Annotated in this window: 23 protein-coding genes; 14 read left to right on the top strand and 9 right to left on the bottom strand. The window is 70.1% G+C overall.

What is annotated here, in order from left to right:
* The 10 genes from HNV26_RS28065 to HNV26_RS28110 all read left to right on the top strand — a co-directional run.
* Positions 1–1,930 (top strand): 4Fe-4S dicluster domain-containing protein (locus HNV26_RS28065; protein ID WP_171452910.1); only part of this gene is annotated, 1,930 nt, incomplete at its 5' end.
* Complete coding sequence (gene nrfD, locus HNV26_RS28070) at positions 1,927–3,351, top strand: NrfD/PsrC family molybdoenzyme membrane anchor subunit (protein WP_171444115.1); 1,425 nt, start codon at positions 1,927–1,929, stop codon at positions 3,349–3,351. The genes HNV26_RS28065 and nrfD, both read left to right, overlap by 4 nt.
* Positions 3,348–3,875, top strand: a complete 528-nt coding sequence (locus tag HNV26_RS28075; protein ID WP_171444116.1) for a DUF3341 domain-containing protein — start codon at positions 3,348–3,350, stop codon at positions 3,873–3,875. The genes nrfD and HNV26_RS28075 overlap by 4 nt, the downstream gene beginning before the upstream one ends.
* On the top strand, positions 3,872–4,552 hold the full coding sequence (locus tag HNV26_RS28080) for a c-type cytochrome (RefSeq protein WP_171444117.1): 681 nt from the start codon (positions 3,872–3,874) through the stop codon (positions 4,550–4,552). Before HNV26_RS28075 ends, HNV26_RS28080 begins: the two co-directional genes overlap by 4 nt.
* Entirely contained in the window at positions 4,549–5,754 is a 1,206-nt protein-coding gene (locus tag HNV26_RS28085; RefSeq protein ID WP_171444118.1) for a hypothetical protein, read from the top strand. The genes HNV26_RS28080 and HNV26_RS28085 overlap by 4 nt, the downstream gene beginning before the upstream one ends.
* On the top strand, positions 5,751–6,113 hold the full coding sequence (locus HNV26_RS28090) for a hypothetical protein (RefSeq protein ID WP_171444119.1): 363 nt from the start codon (positions 5,751–5,753) through the stop codon (positions 6,111–6,113). The genes HNV26_RS28085 and HNV26_RS28090 overlap by 4 nt, the downstream gene beginning before the upstream one ends.
* Positions 6,110–7,150: a cytochrome c oxidase subunit II gene (coxB, locus tag HNV26_RS28095; protein WP_171444120.1), complete on the top strand. Its 1,041-nt coding sequence runs from the start codon at positions 6,110–6,112 to the stop codon at positions 7,148–7,150. Before HNV26_RS28090 ends, coxB begins: the two co-directional genes overlap by 4 nt.
* Positions 7,131–8,768 (top strand): cytochrome c oxidase subunit I, encoded by a 1,638-nt coding sequence (locus HNV26_RS28100; protein ID WP_171444121.1) that lies wholly within the window; start codon positions 7,131–7,133, stop codon positions 8,766–8,768. The genes coxB and HNV26_RS28100 overlap by 20 nt, the downstream gene beginning before the upstream one ends.
* Positions 8,758–9,408 (top strand): cytochrome c oxidase subunit 3, encoded by a 651-nt coding sequence (locus HNV26_RS28105; RefSeq protein ID WP_140863030.1) that lies wholly within the window; start codon positions 8,758–8,760, stop codon positions 9,406–9,408. Before HNV26_RS28100 ends, HNV26_RS28105 begins: the two co-directional genes overlap by 11 nt.
* A gap of 10 nt (positions 9,409–9,418) precedes the next feature.
* Complete coding sequence (locus HNV26_RS28110; RefSeq protein WP_171444122.1) at positions 9,419–9,784, top strand: cytochrome C oxidase subunit IV family protein; 366 nt, start codon at positions 9,419–9,421, stop codon at positions 9,782–9,784.
* An 18-nt stretch (positions 9,785–9,802) separates the two neighbouring features.
* Here the strand turns inward: HNV26_RS28110 and HNV26_RS28115 are convergent, their stop codons facing one another.
* The 8 genes from HNV26_RS28115 to mbhE all read right to left on the bottom strand — a co-directional run bounded on the left by HNV26_RS28115 (position 9,803) and on the right by mbhE (position 16,294).
* On the bottom strand, positions 9,803–10,354 hold the full coding sequence (locus HNV26_RS28115) for a hypothetical protein (RefSeq protein ID WP_171444123.1): 552 nt from the start codon (positions 10,352–10,354) through the stop codon (positions 9,803–9,805).
* Between the two features lie 210 nt (positions 10,355–10,564).
* Positions 10,565–10,936, bottom strand: a complete 372-nt coding sequence (mnhG, locus tag HNV26_RS28120; protein ID WP_171444124.1) for a monovalent cation/H(+) antiporter subunit G — start codon at positions 10,934–10,936, stop codon at positions 10,565–10,567.
* Complete coding sequence (locus HNV26_RS28125; RefSeq protein ID WP_140863024.1) at positions 10,933–11,214, bottom strand: MrpF/PhaF family protein; 282 nt, start codon at positions 11,212–11,214, stop codon at positions 10,933–10,935. The genes mnhG and HNV26_RS28125 overlap by 4 nt, the downstream gene beginning before the upstream one ends.
* On the bottom strand, positions 11,211–11,684 hold the full coding sequence (locus HNV26_RS28130) for a Na+/H+ antiporter subunit E (protein WP_171444125.1): 474 nt from the start codon (positions 11,682–11,684) through the stop codon (positions 11,211–11,213). Before HNV26_RS28130 ends, HNV26_RS28125 begins: the two co-directional genes overlap by 4 nt.
* Complete coding sequence (locus tag HNV26_RS28135) at positions 11,681–13,186, bottom strand: proton-conducting transporter transmembrane domain-containing protein (protein WP_171444126.1); 1,506 nt, start codon at positions 13,184–13,186, stop codon at positions 11,681–11,683. Before HNV26_RS28135 ends, HNV26_RS28130 begins: the two co-directional genes overlap by 4 nt.
* Positions 13,183–13,542, bottom strand: a complete 360-nt coding sequence (locus HNV26_RS28140) for an NADH-quinone oxidoreductase subunit K (protein WP_171444127.1) — start codon at positions 13,540–13,542, stop codon at positions 13,183–13,185. The genes HNV26_RS28135 and HNV26_RS28140 overlap by 4 nt, the downstream gene beginning before the upstream one ends.
* 2 nt (positions 13,543–13,544) lie before the next feature.
* A complete protein-coding gene (locus tag HNV26_RS28145) occupies positions 13,545–13,988 on the bottom strand; it encodes a Na+/H+ antiporter subunit B (RefSeq protein ID WP_171444128.1) in 444 nt (147 codons plus the stop codon).
* Positions 13,985–16,294 carry a hydrogen gas-evolving membrane-bound hydrogenase subunit E gene (gene mbhE / locus HNV26_RS28150; RefSeq protein WP_253817133.1) on the bottom strand — a complete coding sequence of 770 codons (2,310 nt, stop codon included), beginning with the start codon at positions 16,292–16,294 and terminating at the stop codon, positions 13,985–13,987. Before mbhE ends, HNV26_RS28145 begins: the two co-directional genes overlap by 4 nt.
* Positions 16,295–16,519: 225 nt before the next feature.
* Between mbhE and HNV26_RS28155 the strand changes: the two genes are divergently transcribed.
* From HNV26_RS28155 to HNV26_RS28170, 4 genes are read left to right on the top strand one after another with little or no spacing between them, the layout of a single operon-like run.
* Entirely contained in the window at positions 16,520–18,313 is a 1,794-nt protein-coding gene (locus HNV26_RS28155) for a thiamine pyrophosphate-requiring protein (RefSeq protein ID WP_171444130.1), read from the top strand.
* Between the two features lie 53 nt (positions 18,314–18,366).
* Positions 18,367–19,326 (top strand): Rieske 2Fe-2S domain-containing protein, encoded by a 960-nt coding sequence (locus HNV26_RS28160; protein ID WP_171444131.1) that lies wholly within the window; start codon positions 18,367–18,369, stop codon positions 19,324–19,326.
* On the top strand, positions 19,310–20,236 hold the full coding sequence (locus HNV26_RS28165; protein WP_171444132.1) for a fatty acid desaturase: 927 nt from the start codon (positions 19,310–19,312) through the stop codon (positions 20,234–20,236). Before HNV26_RS28160 ends, HNV26_RS28165 begins: the two co-directional genes overlap by 17 nt.
* The gene (locus tag HNV26_RS28170; RefSeq protein WP_171444133.1) at positions 20,233–21,732 is read left to right on the top strand and encodes a phosphatase PAP2 family protein; all 1,500 of its coding nucleotides are present in this window, start codon (positions 20,233–20,235) and stop codon (positions 21,730–21,732) included. Before HNV26_RS28165 ends, HNV26_RS28170 begins: the two co-directional genes overlap by 4 nt.
* Here the strand turns inward: HNV26_RS28170 and HNV26_RS28175 are convergent.
* Positions 21,720–22,343, bottom strand: coding sequence for an SgcJ/EcaC family oxidoreductase (locus HNV26_RS28175; protein WP_171444134.1), 624 nt, complete (start codon positions 22,341–22,343; stop codon positions 21,720–21,722). The genes HNV26_RS28170 and HNV26_RS28175 overlap by 13 nt on opposite strands.
* Between the last annotated feature and the right edge of the window lie 11 nt (positions 22,344–22,354).

Consider the following 22,354-nt stretch of genomic DNA (forward strand, 5'->3'; position numbering starts at 1 on the left):
GGCCGCGCGGGACCTGGCGGAGCAGGGGGACGGGGCGTTCATCGTGGTGGGGGAGTCCCAGCCCGCGGCGGTGCACGCGCTGGCGCATCTGCTCAACGCGACGTTGCACGGTGGAGCGGTGCGGTGCGTGGACTCGCTCCTGGTGCCCGCGCCGGACGCGGCGGCGTTGCCGGAGCTCGTCGCGGACATCCGTGCGGGCGTGGTGGACACGCTGCTCATCACCGCGTGGAACCCCGTCTACCGCGCGCCCACGGACGTGCCCCTGGGCGAGGCGCTGGGGCAGGTGGAGGACGCCGTGTACTGCGCGCTCCACGACGATGAGACCGCCGCGCGGGTGTCCTGGTCCGTCCCCTCCACGCATCCGTTCGAGGCCTGGGACGATGGGCGCGCGGTGGATGGCACCGCGACCGTCCTGCAGCCGCTCATCGCGCCGCTGGTGGAGAGCGCCGTGCCTCCGCTGGAGCTGCTGGCGGCCTTCGCCGGAGCGCTGGCGACCACGCCCTACGAGCGACTGCGGGCCCAGTGGCGTGAGCACGCCGCGGCATCGGGAGGCTTCGAGGAGGAATGGGAACGCTGGCTCGCGGAAGGCGTCGTTCCTGGCACGCGGCTGCCGGTGCAACAGGCCGCGGTGGATGCCGACTCGGTGCTCGCTGCGGTCCAGTCGCTGCCGCCCCTGGGGGACGGGCTGGAGCTGCACTTCGTCACGGACGTCAAGGTCCATGACGGTCGCTACGGCGCCAATCCCTGGCTCCAGGAGCTGCCGGACCCGGTGACGCAGCTCACCTGGGACAACGCCGTGTGGGTGAGCCCCGCCACGGCTTCGCGCCTGTCGCTGGCGCGAGGCGACCGCGTCCGCCTGGAGCTTCGCGGCCGTTTAATTGAAGCGCCCGTGCTGGTGGTTCCCGGACAGGCCGATGACACCCTCACGCTGCCGCTGGGGTACGGCCAGCGCCTGGGCAGTCCGGTGGCGCGCGGCGTGGGCTTCGACGCCCAGGTGCTGCGCTTCCAGGACGCGCCCTGGTGGGCCTCCGGCGTGCGGCTCACGCGCGTGGAGGGCCACCACGACTTCGCGCTGACGCAGGAGCACTGGCACATGGAGGGCCGGCCCATCGCGCTCCAGACGACGGCCGCCCGCTTCGCGGCACACGGCGATGCGCGGCTCCCCGCGCTCCAGGCACCGGAAGAGCACCTGTATCCGCCTCGGCCCGTGCCGGACGCGCCGGGCCATCGTTGGGGCATGTCCATCGACCTGCACCGTTGCACGGGGTGCAGTGCTTGTGTGGTGGCGTGCCAGGCGGAGAACAACATCCCCGCCGTGGGGAAGGACCAGGTGCGGCGCGGGCGGGAGATGCACTGGCTGCGCATCGACCGTTACTTCATGGGGGACGCGGACAACCCAGCCGTCATCACCCAGCCGCTGATGTGCGTGCACTGTGAGTACGCGCCTTGCGAGTACGTGTGCCCCGTGGCCGCCACCGTCCACTCGGACGAGGGGCTCAACCAGATGGTCTACAACCGCTGCGTCGGCACGCGGTACTGCTCCAACAACTGCCCCTACAAGGTCCGGCGCTTCAACTACCTGGAATACAACCGCGGCGGGCCCCTGGACCGGATGTACCGCAACCCCCAGGTGACGGTGCGATCGCGCGGGGTGATGGAGAAGTGCACGTACTGCGTGCAGCGCATCGAGGCCGCCCGCATCACCGCGCGCGTGGCTCACCGTGCCATCCGGCAAGGGGAGGTGCGCACCGCGTGTCAGCAGGCGTGTCCCACGGAGGCCATCGTCTTCGGTGACTTGAACCAACCGGAGGACCCCGTCACGCGGCTGCACCAGGACCCGCGCCACTACGCCTTGTTGAACCACCTGGGGACGCGGCCGCGCACCGTCCACCTCATCCGGCTGAAGAACCCAAGCGAGGCCACGGGATGAGCGAGCCACTGCCCCTGGCTCCGGTGACGGCGGACCCGCTGGTCGTCCACCCGTTGCTCGAGGAGCGACGCCCGGACGCGCAGCTCGGCGAGGCGCTGCTGCGGCCGGTGCTCACCGCGCCGGGCATGGGGTGGTGGGCGCTGGTCGGCGTGTGCGCGGCGCTGACGGTGCTGCTGGCGGTGGCCATCACCATCACCTTCGTCACGGGCGTGGGGGTGTGGGGCAACAACATCCCGGTGGCGTGGGCGTTCGGCATCATCAACTTCGTCTGGTGGATTGGCATTGGCCACGCCGGCACGCTCATCTCCGCCATCCTCCTGCTCTTCGGCATGAAGTGGCGCAGCTCCGTCAACCGCATGGCGGAGGCGATGACGCTGTTCGCCCTGGTGTGCGCGGCGCTGTTCCCCCTGCTGCACCTGGGCCGGCCCTGGAAGTTCTACTACCTGGTGCCGTACCCCAGCTCGCTGCGCATGTGGCCGCAGTTCCGGTCACCCCTCACGTGGGACGTGGTGGCCATCACCACGTACCTCACGGTGTCGGTGCTGTTCTGGTACCTGGGCCTGTTGCCGGACCTGGCCACCGCGCGGGACACCGCGAAGCAGCCCTGGCGGCGCCGAGTCTGGGGCCTGCTGTCCCTGGGGTGGCGGGGGAGTGCCCGCCACTGGCGGCACTGGCGCACCGGGTACCTGCTGCTCGCGGGGTTGGCGACACCGCTGGTCGTGTCGGTGCACACCATCGTCTCCTTCGACTTCGCCGTGTCGCAGCTTCCGGGCTGGCACAGCACCATCTTTCCACCGTACTTCGTGGCGGGCGCCATCTTCTCCGGGCTGGCCATGGTGCTCTCGCTGTTGATTCCCGCCCGGCGGGCGCTCCATCTGCACGCCGTGGTGACGCAGGCGCACCTGGACGCGCTGGCGCGACTGCTGCTCGTCTCCGGTCTCTTCGTGGCCTACGGCTACGTTCAAGAGCACTTCTTCGGCTGGTACAGCGGAAACCCCTACGAGATGCACGCGATGAACATCCTGCGCACCGGCCCCTATGCGCCGGCGTTCTGGACCGTCTTCGCCTGCAACGTGCTGGTGCCTCAGCTCTTCTGGTCCGCCCGGCTGCGCACCCAGCCGGTGGTCCTGTGGTGCGCGGCGCTGCTCGTCAACGTGGGCATGTGGCTGGAGCGCTTCATCATCATCGTGTCTCCGCTCAGCGAGGACTTCCTGCCTGCGAGCTGGCGGCACTACGCGCCCACCTGGGTGGACCTGAGCCTGCTGTCCGGAACGGTGGGGCTCTTCGGGCTGGGCTTCCTGCTGTTCCTCCGCTTCCTGCCGCCGGTCCCCATCAGCGAGGTGAAGGAGCTCCAGCACGAGCTCGAGGCCTCCGAGGCCTTCGCCCATGACGTATCGGCACGGGAGGGAGGCGCGCGATGAGCCGCTGGGTGCTGGGAGAGTTCCGAACGCCGGAGCGGATGGTGGCGGCGGCCCGGGCGCTGCGGGCGTCGGGCTTCCTCCGGTTGGAGGCGCATACCCCGTATCCGGTGGAGGACGTGGACGCCGTGCTGGGACTGTCCGGTTCGAGGCTGCCGCTGCTGGCGTTGCTCGCCGGGGTGGGCGGCGCCGCGGGCGCCTATGTCGTGCAGTGGTTCACGCAGGCGGTGGACTGGCCGCTGAACGTGGGCGGCCGTCCGCTGCACAGCGGCCCTGCCTTCATTCCCATCACCTTCGAGTCCGCGGTCCTGGCGGCGGCGGGTGCCATCTTCCTGGGGGTCATCGTGGCGTGTGGCCTGCCGCGCGTGACGCATCCGTTCCTGGACCTGGAGGCGTTCCGCAGCGCCAGCATCGACGGGTTCTGGCTCGCCGTCGCGGTGGACGGTTCGGAGGGCGTGGACGCGGCGGAAGGCGCTCTCCGCCAGCTCGGCGCCGCCGTCGTGCTCGCGGTGGAGGGCCGGCGATGAGGGCGCGTCTTGCGCGGGTCGCCTTCGGGCTCACGGCGGTGGCCGGCTGCGAGGACCTGGACCCGATGCGGGTGCAGGCTCGCGACGGTGCCTTCGTCGCCAACCCGTACTTCGCGGACGCGCGGGCGATGCGGCCCCGCGTCCCCGGGACGGTCGCTCGCGAGTGGTACTTCCAGGAGGCCGCGTATGCCCGCCGGGGCTCTCCGGATGGCGGCTGGGTGGAGGTGACGCGGCTCCCCGTGCCGTTCACGCGCGACACGCTGCGGGAGGGCCGTGCTCACTTCGAGACCTGGTGCGCGCCGTGCCACGGACTGCTTGGTGACGGGCAGAGCATCGTCGCCCAGAACATGGGCGAGCGGCCGCCTCCCTCGCTGTACGGCGCGGCGCATTCACATCCCGAACATGGAGGTGTGGGGCCGGCGGACGCAGGGGAGGGCGCCCGTCCGGTGCCACCTGGATGGGAGGCGCTGCCACACCCGCCGGGCTTCTATTACTCGGTCATCACCGGCGGCTACGGGTTGATGCCTTCCTACGCGGATGCGCTGACGCCCGAGGCGCGCTGGAAGGTCGTCGCCTGGCTACGGGTCCTGGCGTACAGCCAGCGCGCGCCGCTGTCCGCCGCGCCCGAGGACACACGCGATGAGCTCATGCGGGCCCCCGTGGAGGGCGCGCCATGACGGCCGCGGTGCTGACACGCCTGACGGCAGGCCGGCGCGTGGTCTGGGGCTCCGCCGCGGTGGGGAGCCTGGGGCTCCTGGCCACGCTGCTGGGGGGATGGGCCGCGCCCCGGGAGGCCGCCCACGGCTATCTGTTCGCCTTCGCATACTGGCTGTCGCTCAGCCTGGGGGCGCTCATCATGCTGGCTGCGTTCCACGCGGCGCGCGCGCGGTGGCCCACCGTGCTGCGGCGGTCGCTGGAAATCATGGCCGCGAGCTGCCCGCTGTTCGCACTGCTCTTCGTCCCCGTGGCCCTGGCGATGCCACACCTGTTCCCCTGGGTGGCGCTTCCTTCCAGCCTGAGCGGGCATGACCTTCAGTTGCTGGCGCACAAGCAGCCGTACCTCAACGTGCCCTTCTTCCTGGGCCGGGCCCTTCTGTACTTCGCCGTCTGGGGCGCGGTGGGCGTCCTCCTGTTCCGCTGGTCGGTGCGACAGGACGCGGAGCCGGGAATTACCGAACGGGCGGTGCGCATCACCCTGTACCAGCGGCGGCTGGCCTCGGGGGCGCTGCCGCTGATGGTGCTGTGCCTGTCCTTCGCCAGCCTGGACTGGCTGATGTCGCTGGAGCCCCTGTGGCAGTCCACCGTGTACGCGCTCACGGTCGGGTGTGGCGCGGTCGTGGGCGCGCTCTCCGCGGTGGCCCTCACCGCCGCGCTGGCGCGAGGCGCGGGACAGTTCGGCGCGTTGATGGGGCCGGCGCACTTCCTCCGGTTGGGAACGCTGCTGCTCGGCTTCATCTGCCTGTGGGCCTACTGCGGCTTCTCGCAGTTCCTGCTGGTGTGGATTGCCTCGTTGCCGGAGGAGGTGACGTGGTACCGCGCCCGCCTGGACGGAGGCTGGCTCGCGGTGGCGGTGGCGCTGGCCGTGGGACACTTCGGCGTGCCGTTCTTCCTGCTCCTGCTCCGTCGCGTGAAGCAGCACGCGGGCGCGCTCGCCGCGGTGGGCGCCTGGCTGCTGCTCATGCGGGCACTGGACGTGTACTGGCTGGTGTGGCCCGCGCTCTCCCCGGGGATGGCGACGTTCCACTGGACCAGCGCCACGGCGTGGGCCGGCGTGGGGGGATGGACGGTGGCCGCGTGGGTGCTGCTCGCGCGCGGTGGCTACATGGTGCCAGTGAGAGACCCCTTCCTGCCCCATTCGCTGCGGGTGCCCCGCTCATGAGCGCCGGCTTCACGCCACCGCCGCCAGAGCACCGGCAGCTTCCAGCGCGGCGCCTCGCCGGGGTGGGGGCCGCGTGGATCCTCCTGGTCGCGGCGGCGCTGCTCGTGGTCCGTTGGGGAGAGGACTGGTACGCGCCCGTGACAAGCGCGGGTTTCCCCCCGACCCTGGGGGCGCCCGAGATCGCGGACGTCAACCAGCGCCCCTTCGCCCTGGAGGACGGCGCGCCCCGGCTGCGCGACGCACAGCAGGCACGGTTGCAGACGTATGGCTGGGTGGACCGGGACGCGGGCGTCATCCACGTTCCGGTGGAGCGGGCCATGGAGCAGGTCCTCTCCGCGGAAGAGGGGGCGCGGCCATGAGTGACCTGATGCGACGAATCCTCTTCCTTCCGGAGGCGGCGTCGTCGCTGGCCCCGCGCGTGGACCGGCTGCACTTCTTCATCATCGGCACCACCTTCGTGGTGGGCGCGGGCATTGGACTCACCGGGCTCTTCTTCCTGGTGCGCTACCGCCGTGGGCGCTCCCCCGCGCAGGAGCCGGCGATGGCCGCGCCCACCTGGATGGAGGCCGCGTTCGCCGGGGTGCCGCTGGCCTTCTTCCTTCTCTGGGGCGCGCTGGGGTTCCACGACTACGTGTGGGCGCGCACGCCACCGCGCGACGCGCTGGACGTCTACGTCACCGGCAAGCAGTGGATGTGGAAGTTCGCGTACCCAGACGGGCCGGGGATGGTGGGCGTGCTGCACGTTCCCACCGGCACGCCCGTGCGCCTGCTGCTCACGTCGCGCGACGTCATCCACTCCTTCTACGTCCCCGCCTTCCGCATGAAGATGGATGCGTTGCCCGGGCGCTACACGGAGCTCTGGTTCGAGGCCGTGAGGCCGGGCCGCTACCGGGTGTTCTGCGCGGAGTACTGCGGCCTGGACCACTCGCGCATGCGCGCCGAGGTGGTGGCGCTGGAGCCCGAGGCCTTCGAGTCCTGGCGGGCCCGGCAGCTGGCTCAACCCACCTGGGTGGCGGATGAATCCTCCGGGGAGGAGGGCACCCGGGGACCGCTCGCGCGGCGAGGGGCGGTCGTCGCCACGCGGCAGGGCTGCTTCCAGTGCCACACCATCGACGGCACGCCGCACATCGGGCCCTCCTGGCTGGGGCTGTATGGCCGCGAGCAGCCGCTGACCTCGGGTGACAGCGTGCGCGCCGACGTCGCGTACCTCACCGAGTCGATGATGGACCCGCTGGCGAAGGTGGTCGCGGGCTACGCGCCGGTGATGCCGTCCTTCCACGGGCGGCTGAGCGCTGGCGAGGTGGGCGCGCTCGTCGAGTACATCAAGTCCCTCCAGCCGGAGCGTCCGGAGCCGCCCCCCGCCCAGGAGCCCACGTATGGCCCCCTCCCACGCTGAGCCCACCGTCGCCGGGCCCAGCTATCTGGACGCGGAGCGAGGGCTCTGGTCCTGGCTCACCACGCGCGACCACAAGCGCATTGGCGTGATGTTCCTGGCCGTGCTGCTGCTGATGTTCCTGCTGGGGGGCATCTTCGCCCTGGCCCTGCGCGTGGAGCTGCTGACGCCCGGTGAAACGGTGATGGGGCGGCTGGCCTACAACCGCGCCTTCACCGTGCACGGCGTCGTCATGGTCTGGCTGTTCCTCATCCCGTCCATTCCCACGGCCTTCGGCAACTTCCTGCTGCCGCTGATGATTGGCGCCCGGGACGTGGCCTTCCCCCGGCTCAACCTGGCCAGCTTCTACCTCTACGTGCTCGGCGCGGTGATGACGCTGTGGGGCGTGTTCCAGGGCGGCGTGGACACGGGGTGGACCTTCTACACGCCCTACAGCACCGTCACCGGGCGGGACGTGATGCCCGTGCTCCTGGGCGTCTTCGTGGTGGGGTTCTCCACCATCCTCACCGGCATCAACTTCATCACCACCGTGCACACCCTGCGGGCCCCCGGTGTGACGTGGATGAAGGTGCCCCTCTTCGTGTGGGCGATCTACGGCACGTCCATCATCCAGGTGCTCGCGACGCCAGTGCTGGGCATGGTGTTGATGCTCGTGGCGCTGGAGCGGGTGGCGGGCGCGGGGCTGTTCGACTCGAGCCGGGGAGGGGACCCGCTGCTCTTCCAGCACCTGTTCTGGTTCTACAGCCACCCGGCCGTCTACATCATGGTGCTGCCGGGCATGGGCGTCATCAGCGAGGCGGTGTGCGCCTTCAGCCGCAAGCGCCCCTTCAGCTACCGGGTGATTGTCTGGAGCACGGTGGGCATCTCCTTCGTGGGGTTCCTCACCTGGGGCCACCACATGTTCGTCTCCGGCCAGTCCACCTTCGGGGCGGGCGCGTTCAGCCTGCTGTCCATGCTGGTGGCCATCTTCACGGCGATGAAGATCTTCACCTGGCTGGGCACCATGTACCGGGGGAGCCTGTGGGTCTCCACGCCGTTCACCTACGTGCTCGGCTTCATCTTCCTGCTCTTCTTCGGAGGCATGAGCGGGGTCGCCGTGGCCGTCACGTCCGCGGACCTGCACTGGCATGACACGTACTTCGTGGTGGCGCACTTCCACTTCATCATGGTGGGCGCGTCGCTGATGGCCTTCCTCGCGGCGCTGCATTACTGGTTCCCGAAGATGTGCGGCCGCATGTACCCGGAGGGGATGGGCATCGGGACGGCGGTGCTCATCATCTTCGGCTTCATCGCCACCTTCCTGCCTCAGTTCCTGCTGGGCAATCTGGGCATGCCCCGCCGGTACGCGGACTACCCGGAGGCGTTCCAGCCGCTGCACGTGGCGTCCACCGCTGGGGCGTCCCTGCTGGGCTTCGGCTTCCTCATCGTCGCCATCTACCTGGGCTGGTCGCTGCGACATGGCCGCGCGGCGGGGCGGAACCCCTGGGGCAGCGAGGGGTATGAGTGGCTCAGCGACTCACCGCCCCCCGAGTTCAATTTCCATGCGCCGCCGCGGTTTCCCAGGCCGCCGCACGACTACGCGAACCCTGGCGCCAACACGGAGGTGGAGCATGCGGCATGAGGCGAGCCCGCGCCCGGTGGAGCCTCGTGCCCTCCACTTTGGAGACGAGGCGTCCCGCCAGGACGCCGCGCACCTGGGCATGTGGATCTTCCTGGCCACGGAGGTGCTGCTCTTCTCGGTGTTGTTCACCGCGTATGCCCTGTACCGGCTGACGTATCCCGGTGTGTTCCAGCAGGCGCCCGCGCACATGGACGTCTTCCTGGGGACGCTGAACACCTTCGTGCTGGTGGTCAGCAGCATCCTGGTGGCGCTCGCGGTGGATGCCATCCGCAATGGACGCGACTTCGCCGCGGCGGCGTTGCTCGCGCTGTCGGTGCTGCTGGGCATCGCGTTCCTGTTCATCAAGGCCGCGGAGTACACGAAGCACGTGCATGACGGAGCGCTGCCTGGCGCCTGGTACGCCTATGAGGCGTTCGCCCTTCCCGGCGCGAACCTCTACTTCACGCTGTATTGGGTGATGACAGGCGTGCACGCGGTGCATGTGCTCGTGGGGGTGGGCGTGCTCGTCACGCTGGCGTTGCGGACGCTGGCGGGGGAGTTCGGGGCCCGCTTCCACACGCCCGTGGAGCTGGGTGGGATGTACTGGCACCTGGTGGACGTCGTCTGGTTGTTCCTCTGGCCACTGCTGTACCTGACGTGAGGAGGCGCGCATGCGGGGCGGGGTCCGGGTGCTGGCCGTCGGGGCCGTGTTGCTGGCGCTGGCCACGCTGTCCTTCGGGCTGTCGAGGCTGCCCCTGGGGGCGTGGGCGGTGCCGGCCGCGCTCGGCATCGCGCTGTGCAAGGCCGTGCTGATTGCCTTCTTCTTCATGCACCTGGCGGAGCGACCCGGCGGGCCCCGGCTCGTCATCGGCACCGCGGGTGTCTTCGTTGGCATCCTCGTGGGGCTGGTGTTGGCGGAAGCCGCGGCCCGGGCGTGGCCGACGTTGCCGCCAGGGCCCTTTCCCGTGTCGCGGCTGCCGGGCACCGAACGAAGCGGCCCCCCTCGCGCGGCGCCGCCCTGGCTGCCGCTGCCCTGATGCGCCCGAGCCGCGGGCTCAGGGTGGCGGCGCCGGGAGTGCCCGGACGCCGCGGCGCTTCGCATCCAGGAGGAGCAAGGCCTTCCGGACAGGCGTCAGGACGCCCAGGCACGCGCCGAAGGCCAGGTGCAGGAGCATGAACGCGGCGATGGGCGGTCCCGCTCGCTCCAGCGGGGGCGCGGCCCAGGGGACGACCAGCGCGGGCATGACGGCCTGGAGCGTCAGGCCCGCGAGCAGGCCCAGCATCACGGCCGTCAGTGCCGGGCCACCTCGAGGCACCAACATCGCGAAGGTGGTGGCGAGCGCCCCCGCCGTCGCGAAGTGCAGGGCGAAGCCGAGCACCACCGCCGCGGTCCCAGCGGGCGCGTCCCTGAAGACCACGCCGCCCACCAGCCGTGGCGCGTACCAGAGGTCGCCCTGGGTGACGCCGCCCAGCAGCAGGGCCAGCGCGGCCATGGCGCATGCGCCGAGCGTGCCCACCAGCCCTCCCGCGATGAGGACGTCCCGGACCAGGTTCCACCGGGCCACGGCGTCCGCGTGTTCCGCCTGGAGCTGCCGCGTGCGGTCCATGGCGCCACCTTCCTTCTGATGCGTCCCGACCCATGACGGGATGGGCCTGAGCCTGGCGGCAGTGTTCCTCGCGCGCTCGGGCCGCGCGTAGTGTCTCGCGGGCGCGTCGTTCGCGGCCTGGCGGGCATTGTGCCGCTCCAGGGGGCCAGTAGCCCCAGACGCCGGGCGGAGCGGCCCGCCGTGGTCCGGTGGACCTTGGAGGCGCGGCGTTCATTCCTCGCCGTCGGGCCCCAGGCGCGGTTCGTACGGACCTCCAGCGGGGTGGTGTTCCTCCAGGTCGTTCTGGTGCGTGCGCTCCCAGAGCGGGATGCCAGCGCGAAATGCCGCCTGCGCGATGAGCAGCGTGGCCACGGGCGTCATGACGAAGACGAAGGTGACGCCCAGCGCCGCGCGGGCCACGACGCTGACGTCTCCCAGGCCCAGCGCCGCCGCGCCCAGCAGCAGGCCCACGCCCAGCGAGGACGCCTTCGCGGCCCCGTGGAGCCGCAGGAACAGGTCCGGCATCCGGAACAGGCCCAGCCCCGCCAGGAGCATCAGCAACGCCCCCAACACCAGCAACACCGCGGTGATGAGCTCCTTCATGGCGTGCCCCTCTGCGCGCTGTAGAGGTACCTGGCGATGACGATGGTGCCCATGGACCCGATGACGGCCAGCACCAGCGCCACGTCCACCAGCTCGGGCTGCCCCACCCAGAGTGCGTAGACGGTGATGACCGCCGACGTCTGGAGCGAGAAGAGGTCCAGCGCCACCACCCGGTCCGTCAGCGACGGACCTCGGAGCAGCCGGTGGAGCGAGAACAGCATCGAGACGGAGATGGCCCCGAGGGCCCCCTGGGTGATGCTCTGCAACCAGTCACTCATCGCAGTGCCCTCAACAGTGGAATCTCCACACGCTCGCGGAGCTCCTGGCAGAACGCCTCCCGGGTGGTGGCGAACATGACGTGGACGTAGATGGCCTTGCGGTCCTCGGACACCTCCAGGGCCAGCGTGCCCGGCGCGAAGGTGACGATGAGCGTCAGCAGCGTGATCTCCGCGTCCGTGCGCGCCTCCATGTCGTAGCGGTAGATGGCGGGACGGGTGTGGAGCTTGGGCGTCGCGATCTCGTAGGCCACCCGCACGTTGGCGACCAGCACGTCCCAGCCCACCCCCGCCACCAGCCGCACCACGTTCCACGCCTGCGTCCCATAACGCGAGGGCCCATGCTGCGTGTCGATGAGGGCCAGCAGCGCGAAGCCGATGACGAACCCCGTGAGGAGGTTCTCTGAAGTGACGTTCCCCAGCATCGCGGCCCAGAGGAGTGCCAGCATCAGGTTCCAGAGAAACGCGGTCATGGGCGTCCTCCCAGCACCGCCCGCACGTACTCCTCCGGGTTCAGCAACTGGCCCGCGGCGGCGTCCGCCAGCTCCAGCAGTGGCTCGGCGCCCAGGCCCAGGACGACCATGAACAGCGTCATCGCCATGCAGGGCCCGAGCACGCCGTCTCCCAGGCTCAGCGGCCGGGTGGGCTCCTGCGGCTGGTCCTCCGGCGGCGCCTTCCAGAAGGCCTCGCGCCAGATCTTCATCATGGAGAAGAGGGTGAGCAGGCCCACGACGACGGCCGTCCCCGCGATGATCCAGTTTTCGGCCCGCAGCGCAGCCTGGATGACGGCCAGCTTGGCGAAGAACCCGGAGAAGGGCGGCACGCCCGCGAGCGACAGCGCGGGGATGAAGAACAGCGCGGCCAGCAGGGGCTGGGTCCGGTACAGGTTGCCCATCTGGTGCAAGTCGTAGGTGCGGGTGACGCGCGCGGTGGCCCCGCTCACCAGGAAGAGCGCCGACTTCGCGAAGATGTAGTGGATGAGGAAGGCGATGAGCGCCGTCAGCGCGCTCCGGGTGAGCAGCCCCAGGGCGGCGATGAGGTAGCCAATCTGGCTGATGATGTGGAAGGACAGCAGCCGGCGCATGTCGTACTGCGCCACCGCGCCCAGCACGCCCGTCACCATGGTGAGGCCGCCCATCACCAGCAGGAGGGTGCTGGTGAGCTGCGCGTCCTGCGTGAAGACCAGGGTGAACACGCGCGCCAGGGCGTAGACGCCGACCTTGGTGAGGAGCGCGGAGAAGAGCGTCGTCACCGCCGCCGGGGGCGTGTGGTACGAGGCCGGCAGCCAGAAGAAGAGGGGAAAGGCGCCCGCCTTCAGCGCGAAGGCCACCAGGAAGAACATGGACACGGCCGTCATCAGGTTCGGCGTGCCCAGGCCCGGCACCGTGACGGCCAGGTCCGCCAGGTTCAGCGTGCCCGCGGCCCCGTACAGCAGGCCCACCGCGCACAGCAGCACCACCGAGCCCATGAGGCTCAGCGACATGTACTTGATGGACGCTTCGAGCTGCTCCTGTCGGGCCTCCAGCGCGAGCAGCACGAACGAGGCGCCCAGCATGACCTCGATCCACACGAAGAGGTTGAAGAGGTCTCCGGTCAGGAACGCGCCGCACACGCCGCCCACCAGCACCAGCACCAGCGGGTAGTAGGCGCCCGCCTCCTTCGACGACGGGAGCGTGGCCGCCGAGTAGGAGACCACCGTCAGGCCCATCACTCCCGTGACGAGCACCAGCAGGGCGCTCAGCAGGTCCGCGACCAGGGTGATGCCAAAGGGCGCCGCCCACCCGCCCACCTGCATGGACTGGATGCCCTCGCGGCGCACCGTCACCAGCAGCATCGCGCCCACCACGGAGAGGGACACCATGGTCATCAGCGCCAGCCACCGGCGAGGCCACGCGCGTGACGGGGTGAGCAACCCCGTAGCCGCGGCGCCCAGGCACAGGATCATGGGCAGGCTGAGCAGCGCGGAGGGCGTCATTGCTTGGAGTCCTTCAGCTCGGTGCGCAGGGCCCGCGTGTCATCGGTCCCCGTCTCCTGCGCGGCGCGGTGCACCAGCACCAGCAGCAGCGCGAGCAGGCCGAAGTTGATGACGATGGCGGTGAGGATGAAGGCCTGGGGCACCGGGTCTGCGAAGGGCGGGGAGAGGGCCTCCTGGCCTTCGGGCACCAGGGGCGCGAAGCCGCGCTGCAGCCCGTTGATGGTGAAGATCAGGAGGTTGGTGGCGCTGCCCAGCAGCACCAGCCCCAGCGCGATGCGGACGATGCTGTGGAGCATCAGGCAGTAGAACCCCGCCGCGAAGAGGCCGCCCACGGTGATCGCGAGGAACAGTTCCATGCCTAGCCCCCCATCTCCGGCGCCGTGGTGTCCTCGCCCCGGGCCATGCCCAGGATGAAGGACATGGCCGTCCCCAGGACGACCAGGTAGATGCCCAGGTCGAAGAGCTGCGGGGTGCCCACCTTCAAGCCATCCGTCCCCGGAACGGGCAAGCGCGCCCAGATTCCAGACAGGAAGGGCCGGCCTTGCATCATTGGAGGGACGCCGCTGAAGAGCGCCACCAGCAGGCCCGCCGCGGCCAGCCGGGTGGGGTGTACCCGCAATTGCTTGCGCGCCGCGGGCCGGCCAAACGCCACCATCAGCAACGCGAACGCCGTGGCCGCCATCAGTCCACCGACGAAGCCGCCACCGGGGATGTCATGGCCACGCACGGCCAGCACCAGGGACACGAGCAGCAGCACCGGGGCCATCAGCCGCGCCACGGTGTGCATCACCACGGGGTTCATACCTGCCTCTTCTTTCGCTGCGAGCGCGTGCGGAACAGGAGATAGACACCCAGTCCGGATGTCGCCAGCACGGTGGCCTCTCCGAGGGTGTCGAACGCCCGGAAGTCCACCAGGATGACGTTGACGATGTTCAGCCCCTTGCCGGCGGGGACGCTCTGCGTCGCGTAGAAGTCCGCCAGCCGCGTGTGCGAGGGCGTGGAGGCCACGTGCAAGATGATCCAGGTGATGAGCCCGCCCACGGCCAGGGGCAGGGCCGCCGTCCACCAGCGGAAGCGGTGCTCATGCGGATGCACCGGGAAGCGCGAGAAGACGAGCGCGAACAGGATGACGGTGAGCGTCTGCACCACGATCTGCGTCATGGCCAGGTCCGGCGCGCCGAAGAACACGTACAGCAGCGCCTCCGCCAGACCCAGCGCGCCCAGCGCGAGGATGGACGTCAGCGCCGAGCGCGACACCACGGCCAGCACCGCCGCCGCCAGGATGCCCACCAGGACCACCACTTCATGAGACAGCACGTATTTGGACACGCCCCGGGGCCATTCCCCCAGCCGCAGGACGACGGCCAGCGCCAGCAGTCCGCCGAACGTGGCCAGGGTGACGACGATGTACTGGTGCAGCGAGCCGTTCTGGAGCACCCGCGTCATCGACGAGGACAGCTTGAGCAGGCCGCTCAGGGAGGCCTGGTAGAAGCGCTCCGGGCCGTGGTTGGACAGGTTCAGGGCGCGCAGGCCCTTCAGCACCGGCTGGCGCAGCGCGAAGAGGCCCCCGCCGATGACGAGGCTCCCCACGCTCAGCCCCAGGGCGGGCGTCACGCCGTGCCACAGCGTCAGCTTGAGCCCCCCCGCCTGGCTCCCGCCAATGTCCACCGACGCCATGGCCAGCAGGGGCTGGATGGCCCAGGGCACCAGGCCCAACACCAGCCCCGCCGCGCCGAGCAGCGCGGGCCCCACCCACATGGCGGGAGGCGCTTCGTGGACCTTCGACTCCGGCTTGCTCGCGCGGAACGTCTTGCCCGCGAAGGGCTGCACGCCCACGCGCAGCGCCGCGGCCACCATGCCGCCGAAGCCCACCGTGGCCCCCATCGCCAGGGGCCAGCCCCCCGGGCCCTCCAGGCAGGCCTCGTAGATGAGCTCCTTGCCCACGAAGCCGAAGAGCGGGGGCAGGCCCATCATCGACAAGGAGGCGGCCGCGGAGGCCGCGGCCGTCATCGGCAGGCGCTTGCGCAGGCCGCTCAGGTGCGCCACGTCGCGCGTGCCCGTCTCGTGGTCCACCGACCCCGCCACCAGGAACAACGTGCCCTTGTAGAGCGCGTGCGCGGTGAGGAACGTCACCATGGCCTGGATGGAGGCCGCGGTGCCCTGACCCAGCAACATGACCAGGGCCCCCAGGACACTCACCGTCGCGTACGCGAGCACCAGCTTGAGGTCCGTGTGCCCCAGCGCCAGCAGGGCGCCCAGCACCATCGTCATCGTGCCCACGAGGGTGAGGATGGTCTCCCATGGAGGCGTGCCTCCCAGGACGGGCGACAGCCGCGCCAGCAGGAAGACGCCAGCCTTCACCATGGTGGCGGAGTGGAGGTACGCACTCACGGGCGTGGGCGCTGTCATCGCGCCCGGCAGCCAGGTGTGGAACGGCATCTGCGCTGATTTGGTGAAGGCGCCGCCCAGCACCAGCAGGAGGATGGCCAGGTAGCGGGGGCTGTCGCGCACGGCGTCTGAGGTGGCGATGGTGCCGGAGATGGACAGCGTGCCCACCTCGTCGCCCATCAGGAGCAGGCCCACCAGCAGGGACTGTCCGCCCAGCGCGGTGATGAGCAGGGCCCGCTGCGCGGATTCGCGGGCGGCGTCTTCCTTGTGCTCGAAGCCGATGAGGATGAACGAGCTGAAGGTCGTCACCTCCCAGCAGACGAAGAGCAGGAGCGTGTTGTCGGCGAGGACGATGCCCAGCATCCCGCCCATGAAGAGCAGGAGCCATCCGTAGAAGCGGCCCAGCACCTCATGGTGGACCAGGTAGCGCCCCGCGTAGATGACCACGAGCGTTCCCAGGCCGGTGATGAGCAGCGCCATCAGCAGGGACAGGCCGTCCAGCCGCAGCGCGAAGTCGATGCCCAGGTCCGGCATCCACGGCAGCGTCAGCGAGGGCACCTCCCCCTGGACGCCAGCGGGAACCTGCGCGCCGAACCACACCGCCAGGCCCGCCGGAAAGAGGGCGAGCACCCAGCCTGCCCAGGACTTGAACAGCCGGGTGATCAGCACGGCCAAAGCCGCGGCGATGAATGGAACGAAGAAGGCGATACACAGAGCCATGACCAGGAGGCAGCAGGCCATTGCCTGGGTGCTGCCTCCATCCTTCTTCCTTGCAGGCTCCCCGTGAGAGTCAGTGGTGGACACTCCCCGCGGTCACCCGGCCCCGGAATGTCGACCAGTGCCCGGTCGCTGCCCCGGCCGCTGGACGGGCGGATGAGAGCTCCGCCGCAGGCGGCGGGGCCCGGGTGCCTAGCTTGATGGCGTCCCCGAACCCGAGGAGCCGTCATGAGCGCCACCGTCTCCGATTACCTGCTCCACCGTCTGTCCCAGTGGGGCGTCCGCCGCATCTATGGCTATCCCGGTGACGGCATCAACGGCATCCTCGGCGCGCTCGGGCGCACGTCGGAGTTCCGCTTCGTGCAGACACGCCATGAAGAGATGTCCGCGTTCATGGCCTGTGCGCACGCGAAGTTCACCGGTGAGCCGGGCGTGTGCCTGGCCACGTCGGGGCCCGGGGCCATCCACCTGCTCAATGGCCTCTATGACGCCAAGCTGGACCACCAGCCGGTGGTGGCCATCGTCGGACAACAGACGCGCTCCGCGCTGGGCGGCAACTTCCAGCAGGAGGTGGACCTGATGTCCCTCTTCAAGGACGTGGCCAGCGAATACCTCACCATGGTGACCAGCCCCTCCGCCATCCGCCACGCGGTGGACCGGGCGATGCGCGTCGCCATCTACGAGCGCACCGTGACGTGCGTCATCATCCCCAACGACGTCCAGGAAGAGGCCTACCAAAAGCCTCCGCGCGCGCACGGAACGGTCCATTCGAGCGTGGGCTACAGCGTGCCGCGGGTGCTGCCTCGCGAGCGGGACTTGCGGCGGGCGGCGGATGTGCTCAACGCCGGGAAGAAGGTGGCCATGCTGGTAGGCGCCGGAGCGCAGGCCGCGGCGGACGAGGTGATGCACGTGGCGGAGTTGCTGGGCGCGGGCGTGGCGAAGGCCCTGCTGGGCAAGGCCGTGCTGCCGGATGACCTGCCCTATGTCACCGGCGCCATCGGTCTGCTGGGCACCAAGGCGAGCTGGGACATGATGTCGGACTGCGACACGTTGCTGATGGTGGGCACCAGCTTTCCGTACTCGGAGTTCCTCCCGAAGGAGGGACAGGCCCGGGGCGTTCAAATCGACCTCGATGGCCGGATGCTGGCCATCCGCTACCCCATGGAGGTGGCGCTGGTGGGGGACAGTCAGGAGACGCTGAAGGCGCTGATTCCCATGCTCGAGCACAAGACGGACCGGAGCTGGCGCGACAGCGTGGTGAAGAGCATGCGGCAGTGGGAGAAGACGGCGGAGGCGCTCGCGATGGACCGCGCGAATCCCGTCAACCCCCGGCGCGTGTTCTCCGAGCTGTCACCCCGGCTGCCGGATGGTGTCATCCTGACGGCGGATTCGGGGTCGGGCACGAGCTGGTACGCGCAGTACCTGAAGATTCGCAAGGGGATGATGGCGTCGCTGTCCGGGAACCTGGCCACCATGGGCTGTGGCGTGCCCTATGCCATCGGCGCCAAGTTCGCCTTCCCGCACCGGCCTGTCATCGCGCTGGTGGGCGACGGTGCCATGCAGATGAATGGCAACGCGGAGCTCATCACCGTGGCCAAGTATTGGAAGGAGTGGAAGGACCCGCGCTTCATCGTCATGGTCCTCAACAACCGGGACCTCAACATGGTGACGTGGGAGCAGCGCGTGCTGGCCGGCGACCCGAAGCTGCCCGCGTCGCAGGACCTGCCGGACTTCCCGTACGCGGCCTATGCGGAGTCCCTGGGCTTCCTGGGCATTCGCGTGGACCGGCCGGAGTCGCTGGGCCGCGCGTGGGATGAGGCACTGAGCGCCAGCCGGCCCGTCGTCTTCGAGGCCTACGTGGACCCGGACGTCCCGCTGCTACCGCCCCACATCACCTTCGAACAGGCGAAGCACTATGCCCAGGCGCTGGCGAAGGGCGACGTGGACACGGGCGGCATCCTGAAGCAGTCGCTCAAGGGCATGGTGGAGACACTGCTGCCTCGGGGCGGTGGCAAGTCCTGAACCATTCGGTGTCCACCCTTCAGCCCCATCATCCGTTGCGTTAGATTTCCAGCATGGTGGTGAAGATTGCCTCGCGGCTGGAGCCTGTGCGTCCCCCCGAGCCAGGCCGCCTGCGCGCGTGGCACCTCGTGTGCCCCTCCGAGGCGCTCCGGCCCGGGCAGGTGATGCGTTGGAGCACGGGCACACGGGAGCTGGTCCTCTTCCGGGGACGGAGCGGCGCGGTCCACGCGCTCGCCGCCCATTGTCCGCACATGGGCGCGCACCTGGGCGGTGGCACCGTGGTGGGGGAGTCGCTGCGGTGTCCGCTCCACCACTGGCAGTTCGACGGCAGTGGCGCCTGCCGAGGGAAGACGGCACAGCGGGCCTTCCCCGTGGTGGAGCGGTACGGCGCCATCCTGGTCTTCAATGGCCCGGTGGTGCTCTTTCCTCCACCGGAGGTGGGCAGCGGGGCGTTGCGCTGGGGCACGTCGGCTCCCTTCGCGGTGCGTTGTGACTGGCTGCCCGTGGTGGCCAATGCCTTCGACCTGGAGCACCTGCGCACGGTGCACCATCGTGAGCTGCGGGGCGCGCCGGTGGTGGAGCGCCCGGACCCGTTCACCTTGCGCGTGCGGTACACGTCCCGCGTCACGGGCAGCGGGCTCAGTGACCGGGTGATGAAATTCCTGTCCGGCGATCACATCGGTGTCACGCTCACATTGCACGGCGGAACACTCCTGTCCGTGGAGAGCGACCTGGGGCGCACGCGCAGCGCGCTGCTCGCGGGCCTTCATCAGCGCGAGGAGGGGTTGTTCGTGCGGCTGGCCTTCGCCGCGCGCCGCAGCCGGGTTCCAGGGGTGGACTGGCTGGCACTCCAGGTGTCGCGGTGGCTGTTCACGTCGTTCCTGCGGCGCGACCTGTCCGTGCTCGACGGGATGCGTTTCAACCGGGCGGGGGCGGCGGCGGACCCGGTGCTGCGCCAGGTGCTCGACTTCACCGACAGCCTGCCGGAGGCGCCCGATGACGACCGCGGGTGAGGGCGAGGGAACCCCGATTCCGGCCGCGCTCAACGCCGTGCTCCTGGTCTGCGCCATGGCGGCCTGTGCCGGATGCTTGTGGCTGGCGTCACACGCGGAACGACTCGCCGTCCAGCTCCTGGCTGCGGTCGTCTTCTCCTTCGTGAACAACACCGTGTTCTCGCTGCTGCATGAGGCCACGCACGGCGTGCTGCACCCCGTGCGGCGGATGAACGACACGCTGGGCCGGGTCGCCGCGGCGTTCTTTCCCACATCCTTCACGATGCAGCGCGCCTTCCACCTGAATCACCACCGCCACAACCGGACGCACCTGGAGCAGTTCGACTACTTCCGGCCCGGAGACAACCGCCTCCTGAAGCGGGCCCAGTGGTACTCCATCCTCACCGGGCTCTACTGGCTGTTCGTCCCGGTGGGGGCGGCGGTCTTCGCGCTCGTTCCCGGATTGCTGCACCGGCTGCGCGGCACGGGCACCCGGTACGGCGAGCAGACGGGCGCGGACGCGTACCTCGGACGCCTGGAAGCCGTTTCCGGAGGTGCCATCCGCGCGGAGGTGCTGCTGGCTGCCTGTGTTCAAGGAGGGCTCGTGGTGGCGCTGGATGTGTCAGCGACGGGGTGGGGGCTCTGCTACGCGGCCTTCGCCGTCAACTGGAGCGCGCTCCAATACGCGGACCATGCGTGGTCACCGCTGCATGTCCGCGACGGTGCGTGGGACCTGCGCGTGGCCGCTCCGGTGCGGTGGCTGTTCCTCAACTACCACTATCACCGGGCCCATCACCGGCACCCGCACGTTCCCTGGCTCTACCTGGGGCGCTACGTGGACCCGGAGGTGGCGCGACCGTCCTTCCTGCGCATCTGGCTGTCCATGTGGCGAGGCCCTCGGCCACTGCCCGCCGCAGTGGAGGAGCGATGAGCCCGCGTCCCGCGTTGTTCGGCTGGCCACGCAGGGAGGAGCTGGCCCTCACGGCCGCCATGGCCACGGGCTTCGCCCTGTTCTTCGTGGCGGTCTACGGCGGCGCGAGCTGGCTCACGGGCTTCTACTCCGGGGGCCTCCGGGTGGAGCTGTCCTTCGAGCGCCACATCCCGTTCATGCCGTCCTGGGCGCTGGTCTACGTCAGCATGGACGTGCTGCTCCTGCTGTCCCTCTTCGTCTTCCGGACGTGGCGGGACATGGTGCCCTTCGCGCTGGCGCTGTGCGTGGAGACAGCGCTCGCGGCTGTGTGCTTCCTGCTCTTCCCGGTGGAGGTGGCCTGGCCGCCGCGCGTCGTGGAGGGGACCTGGGCGGGCGTCTTCCAACTGGCGGACACGCTGAACCTGGAGCGGAACTACCTGCCGTCCCTCCACGTGGCCTTCGCCTGCACGGCGGCCCTGGCCTACGCGGAGCGGGCGGAGGCGCTGGGGCGTATCTTCTTCGGCCTGTGGGCGCTGGCCATCGCGGCGTCGACGTTGCTCATCCACGAGCACCACGTGGTGGATGTGGTCGCGGGGGCGTTGCTGGCCTGGGGCACCTGGCGGTGGGTGGCCCCCTGGGCGCGCCGCACGGCGTTCCTCGAGGCCCTGCGAGTCGAAGCCTTGTGCGCCCGGGAGTCCTATCGTTTCGCGCGGCGTCACCTGCGTTACGGGCTGATTGCCCTGGTGCTCTACCGCTATGCGGTGAGCCGGTGGTGGCGCGAGGCACGGGTGGCGCGGGTGGGCTTCTGTTTCCTCCAACTGGTGGATGACGTGCTGGACGGGGATCGCGCGGTGGACGGAGAGCCGCTCGACTGGGTGGACGCGCTCCTCTTGGAGCTGGAGTCCGGGCGAGGGGAGGCCCGGGGGACGGCGGCCACGCTGGGGCGCGTGCTGCTCGAACAGTTGGGAGACGACGCGGCTCGCGCCCAGGTCTTCGCGCTGGTGCGGACGATGCGCAAGGACCGGGAGCGGGTGAAGGCCGGACAGTGGTGGAGCGAGGCGGCGCTTCGCGCGCAGCAACGCGACACGTTCTGCTTGTCGGTGGACTTGATGCTGCACGTCGCCGGGGCGGGCGTCCGAGCCGAGGACGCGCCTTCGCTGATGGAGGCCTTCGGCTGGTGCTCGGTGATGCGGGACCTGCGAGAGGACCTCGCCCAGGGGCTCTACAACGTGCCGGAAGAGGTCGCGGCGGTTGTCCGTGGCGACGGCGCGGACCCGACGGACATCGACGCGCTGCTGGGGACGGAGGCGGGCCGCGCGTGGATGACGGCGGAGCACGTCCGGGCCAGGGCGTTGCTGGATGAGACGGCCGGCCAGCTGGCGGCGCTGGAGGGCCGTCCGGGGCTGGCGTTGCTGCGCCTGTTCCACCGCTCCATCGAGTCCTTCTGGCGTAAGCGCCTTCCCCGGCGCCATCTCTTCTTGTCCGAGGTGACGGCCCGCCGGCTTCAGGGCGCGTGAGGGGCGGGCCCAGGGCTGTGGCGCCGCAGCCTCCGGCCGATGGCCGCTCCCGCCACGAGCGCGCCAAGTCCAATGACTGTCGCTCCCGCGAGCGCGAGGTGCTTCACCCGCGTGAGGAGGGGATTGTCGAAGACGTTGGTGGAGTAGTGGAACGCGGCGATCCGCCAGCGGTCGCCCTCCCGGACCAGGGTGCAGGTCCACCGGCCGTCGATGACCATGTCCGTGCCGTCCGTGAGGACGTAGCGGTCCCGCGACGAGCCGCGCGCGATGCCGGTGTCGCCGTAAAGGCGGGTCAAGTCGTCCACCTCGAACTTCGCCTGGATGCGGTCCACGACGCGATTGGGCCCGCGCATCATCTCGTCGTAGTACGCGCGGATGGATTCCTTCCCCACGCGCACGTCGTTGTTCATCGTGGTGAAGGAGACGTCCGGGTGCAGGTGGCTCAGCAGCCGGTCGATGTCCTGCGTATTGAGCGCGTCTTCCATCTCCTGCTTGAGGACGCGCAGGGCGTCATGGGTGGCGGCGTCAGCGGTGAGCTGCTGGGCCACCACCGCGGACGGCAGGACCGCGAACAGCAGCGCCACCACACAACAGCCAGGCAAGCGGATCATCGATGCTCCGG

Origin of the sequence: Myxococcus xanthus, assembly GCF_013116825.1 — a bacterium.
GTDB lineage: Bacteria > Myxococcota > Myxococcia > Myxococcales > Myxococcaceae > Myxococcus > Myxococcus xanthus_B.

What these genes read in the sequence shown, in the direction of transcription:
- nrfD (WP_171444115.1), top strand. Translation starts at nt 1,927, where the DNA reads ATGAGCGAGCCACTGCCCCTGGCTCCGGTGACGGCGGACCCGCTGGTC.
- HNV26_RS28075 (WP_171444116.1), top strand. Translation starts at nt 3,348, where the DNA reads ATGAGCCGCTGGGTGCTGGGAGAGTTCCGAACGCCGGAGCGGATGGTG.
- HNV26_RS28080 (WP_171444117.1), top strand. Translation starts at nt 3,872, where the DNA reads ATGAGGGCGCGTCTTGCGCGGGTCGCCTTCGGGCTCACGGCGGTGGCC.
- HNV26_RS28085 (WP_171444118.1), top strand. Translation starts at nt 4,549, where the DNA reads ATGACGGCCGCGGTGCTGACACGCCTGACGGCAGGCCGGCGCGTGGTC.
- HNV26_RS28090 (WP_171444119.1), top strand. Translation starts at nt 5,751, where the DNA reads ATGAGCGCCGGCTTCACGCCACCGCCGCCAGAGCACCGGCAGCTTCCA.
- coxB (WP_171444120.1), top strand. Translation starts at nt 6,110, where the DNA reads ATGAGTGACCTGATGCGACGAATCCTCTTCCTTCCGGAGGCGGCGTCG.
- HNV26_RS28100 (WP_171444121.1), top strand. Translation starts at nt 7,131, where the DNA reads ATGGCCCCCTCCCACGCTGAGCCCACCGTCGCCGGGCCCAGCTATCTG.
- HNV26_RS28105 (WP_140863030.1), top strand. Translation starts at nt 8,758, where the DNA reads ATGCGGCATGAGGCGAGCCCGCGCCCGGTGGAGCCTCGTGCCCTCCAC.
- HNV26_RS28110 (WP_171444122.1), top strand. Translation starts at nt 9,419, where the DNA reads ATGCGGGGCGGGGTCCGGGTGCTGGCCGTCGGGGCCGTGTTGCTGGCG.
- HNV26_RS28115 (WP_171444123.1), bottom strand. Translation starts at nt 10,354, where the DNA reads ATGGACCGCACGCGGCAGCTCCAGGCGGAACACGCGGACGCCGTGGCC.
- mnhG (WP_171444124.1), bottom strand. Translation starts at nt 10,936, where the DNA reads ATGAAGGAGCTCATCACCGCGGTGTTGCTGGTGTTGGGGGCGTTGCTG.
- HNV26_RS28125 (WP_140863024.1), bottom strand. Translation starts at nt 11,214, where the DNA reads ATGAGTGACTGGTTGCAGAGCATCACCCAGGGGGCCCTCGGGGCCATC.
- HNV26_RS28130 (WP_171444125.1), bottom strand. Translation starts at nt 11,684, where the DNA reads ATGACCGCGTTTCTCTGGAACCTGATGCTGGCACTCCTCTGGGCCGCG.
- HNV26_RS28135 (WP_171444126.1), bottom strand. Translation starts at nt 13,186, where the DNA reads ATGACGCCCTCCGCGCTGCTCAGCCTGCCCATGATCCTGTGCCTGGGC.
- HNV26_RS28140 (WP_171444127.1), bottom strand. Translation starts at nt 13,542, where the DNA reads ATGGAACTGTTCCTCGCGATCACCGTGGGCGGCCTCTTCGCGGCGGGG.
- HNV26_RS28145 (WP_171444128.1), bottom strand. Translation starts at nt 13,988, where the DNA reads ATGAACCCCGTGGTGATGCACACCGTGGCGCGGCTGATGGCCCCGGTG.
- mbhE (WP_253817133.1), bottom strand. Translation starts at nt 16,294, where the DNA reads ATGGCTCTGTGTATCGCCTTCTTCGTTCCATTCATCGCCGCGGCTTTG.
- HNV26_RS28155 (WP_171444130.1), top strand. Translation starts at nt 16,520, where the DNA reads ATGAGCGCCACCGTCTCCGATTACCTGCTCCACCGTCTGTCCCAGTGG.
- HNV26_RS28160 (WP_171444131.1), top strand. Translation starts at nt 18,367, where the DNA reads ATGGTGGTGAAGATTGCCTCGCGGCTGGAGCCTGTGCGTCCCCCCGAG.
- HNV26_RS28165 (WP_171444132.1), top strand. Translation starts at nt 19,310, where the DNA reads ATGACGACCGCGGGTGAGGGCGAGGGAACCCCGATTCCGGCCGCGCTC.
- HNV26_RS28170 (WP_171444133.1), top strand. Translation starts at nt 20,233, where the DNA reads ATGAGCCCGCGTCCCGCGTTGTTCGGCTGGCCACGCAGGGAGGAGCTG.
- HNV26_RS28175 (WP_171444134.1), bottom strand. Translation starts at nt 22,343, where the DNA reads ATGATCCGCTTGCCTGGCTGTTGTGTGGTGGCGCTGCTGTTCGCGGTC.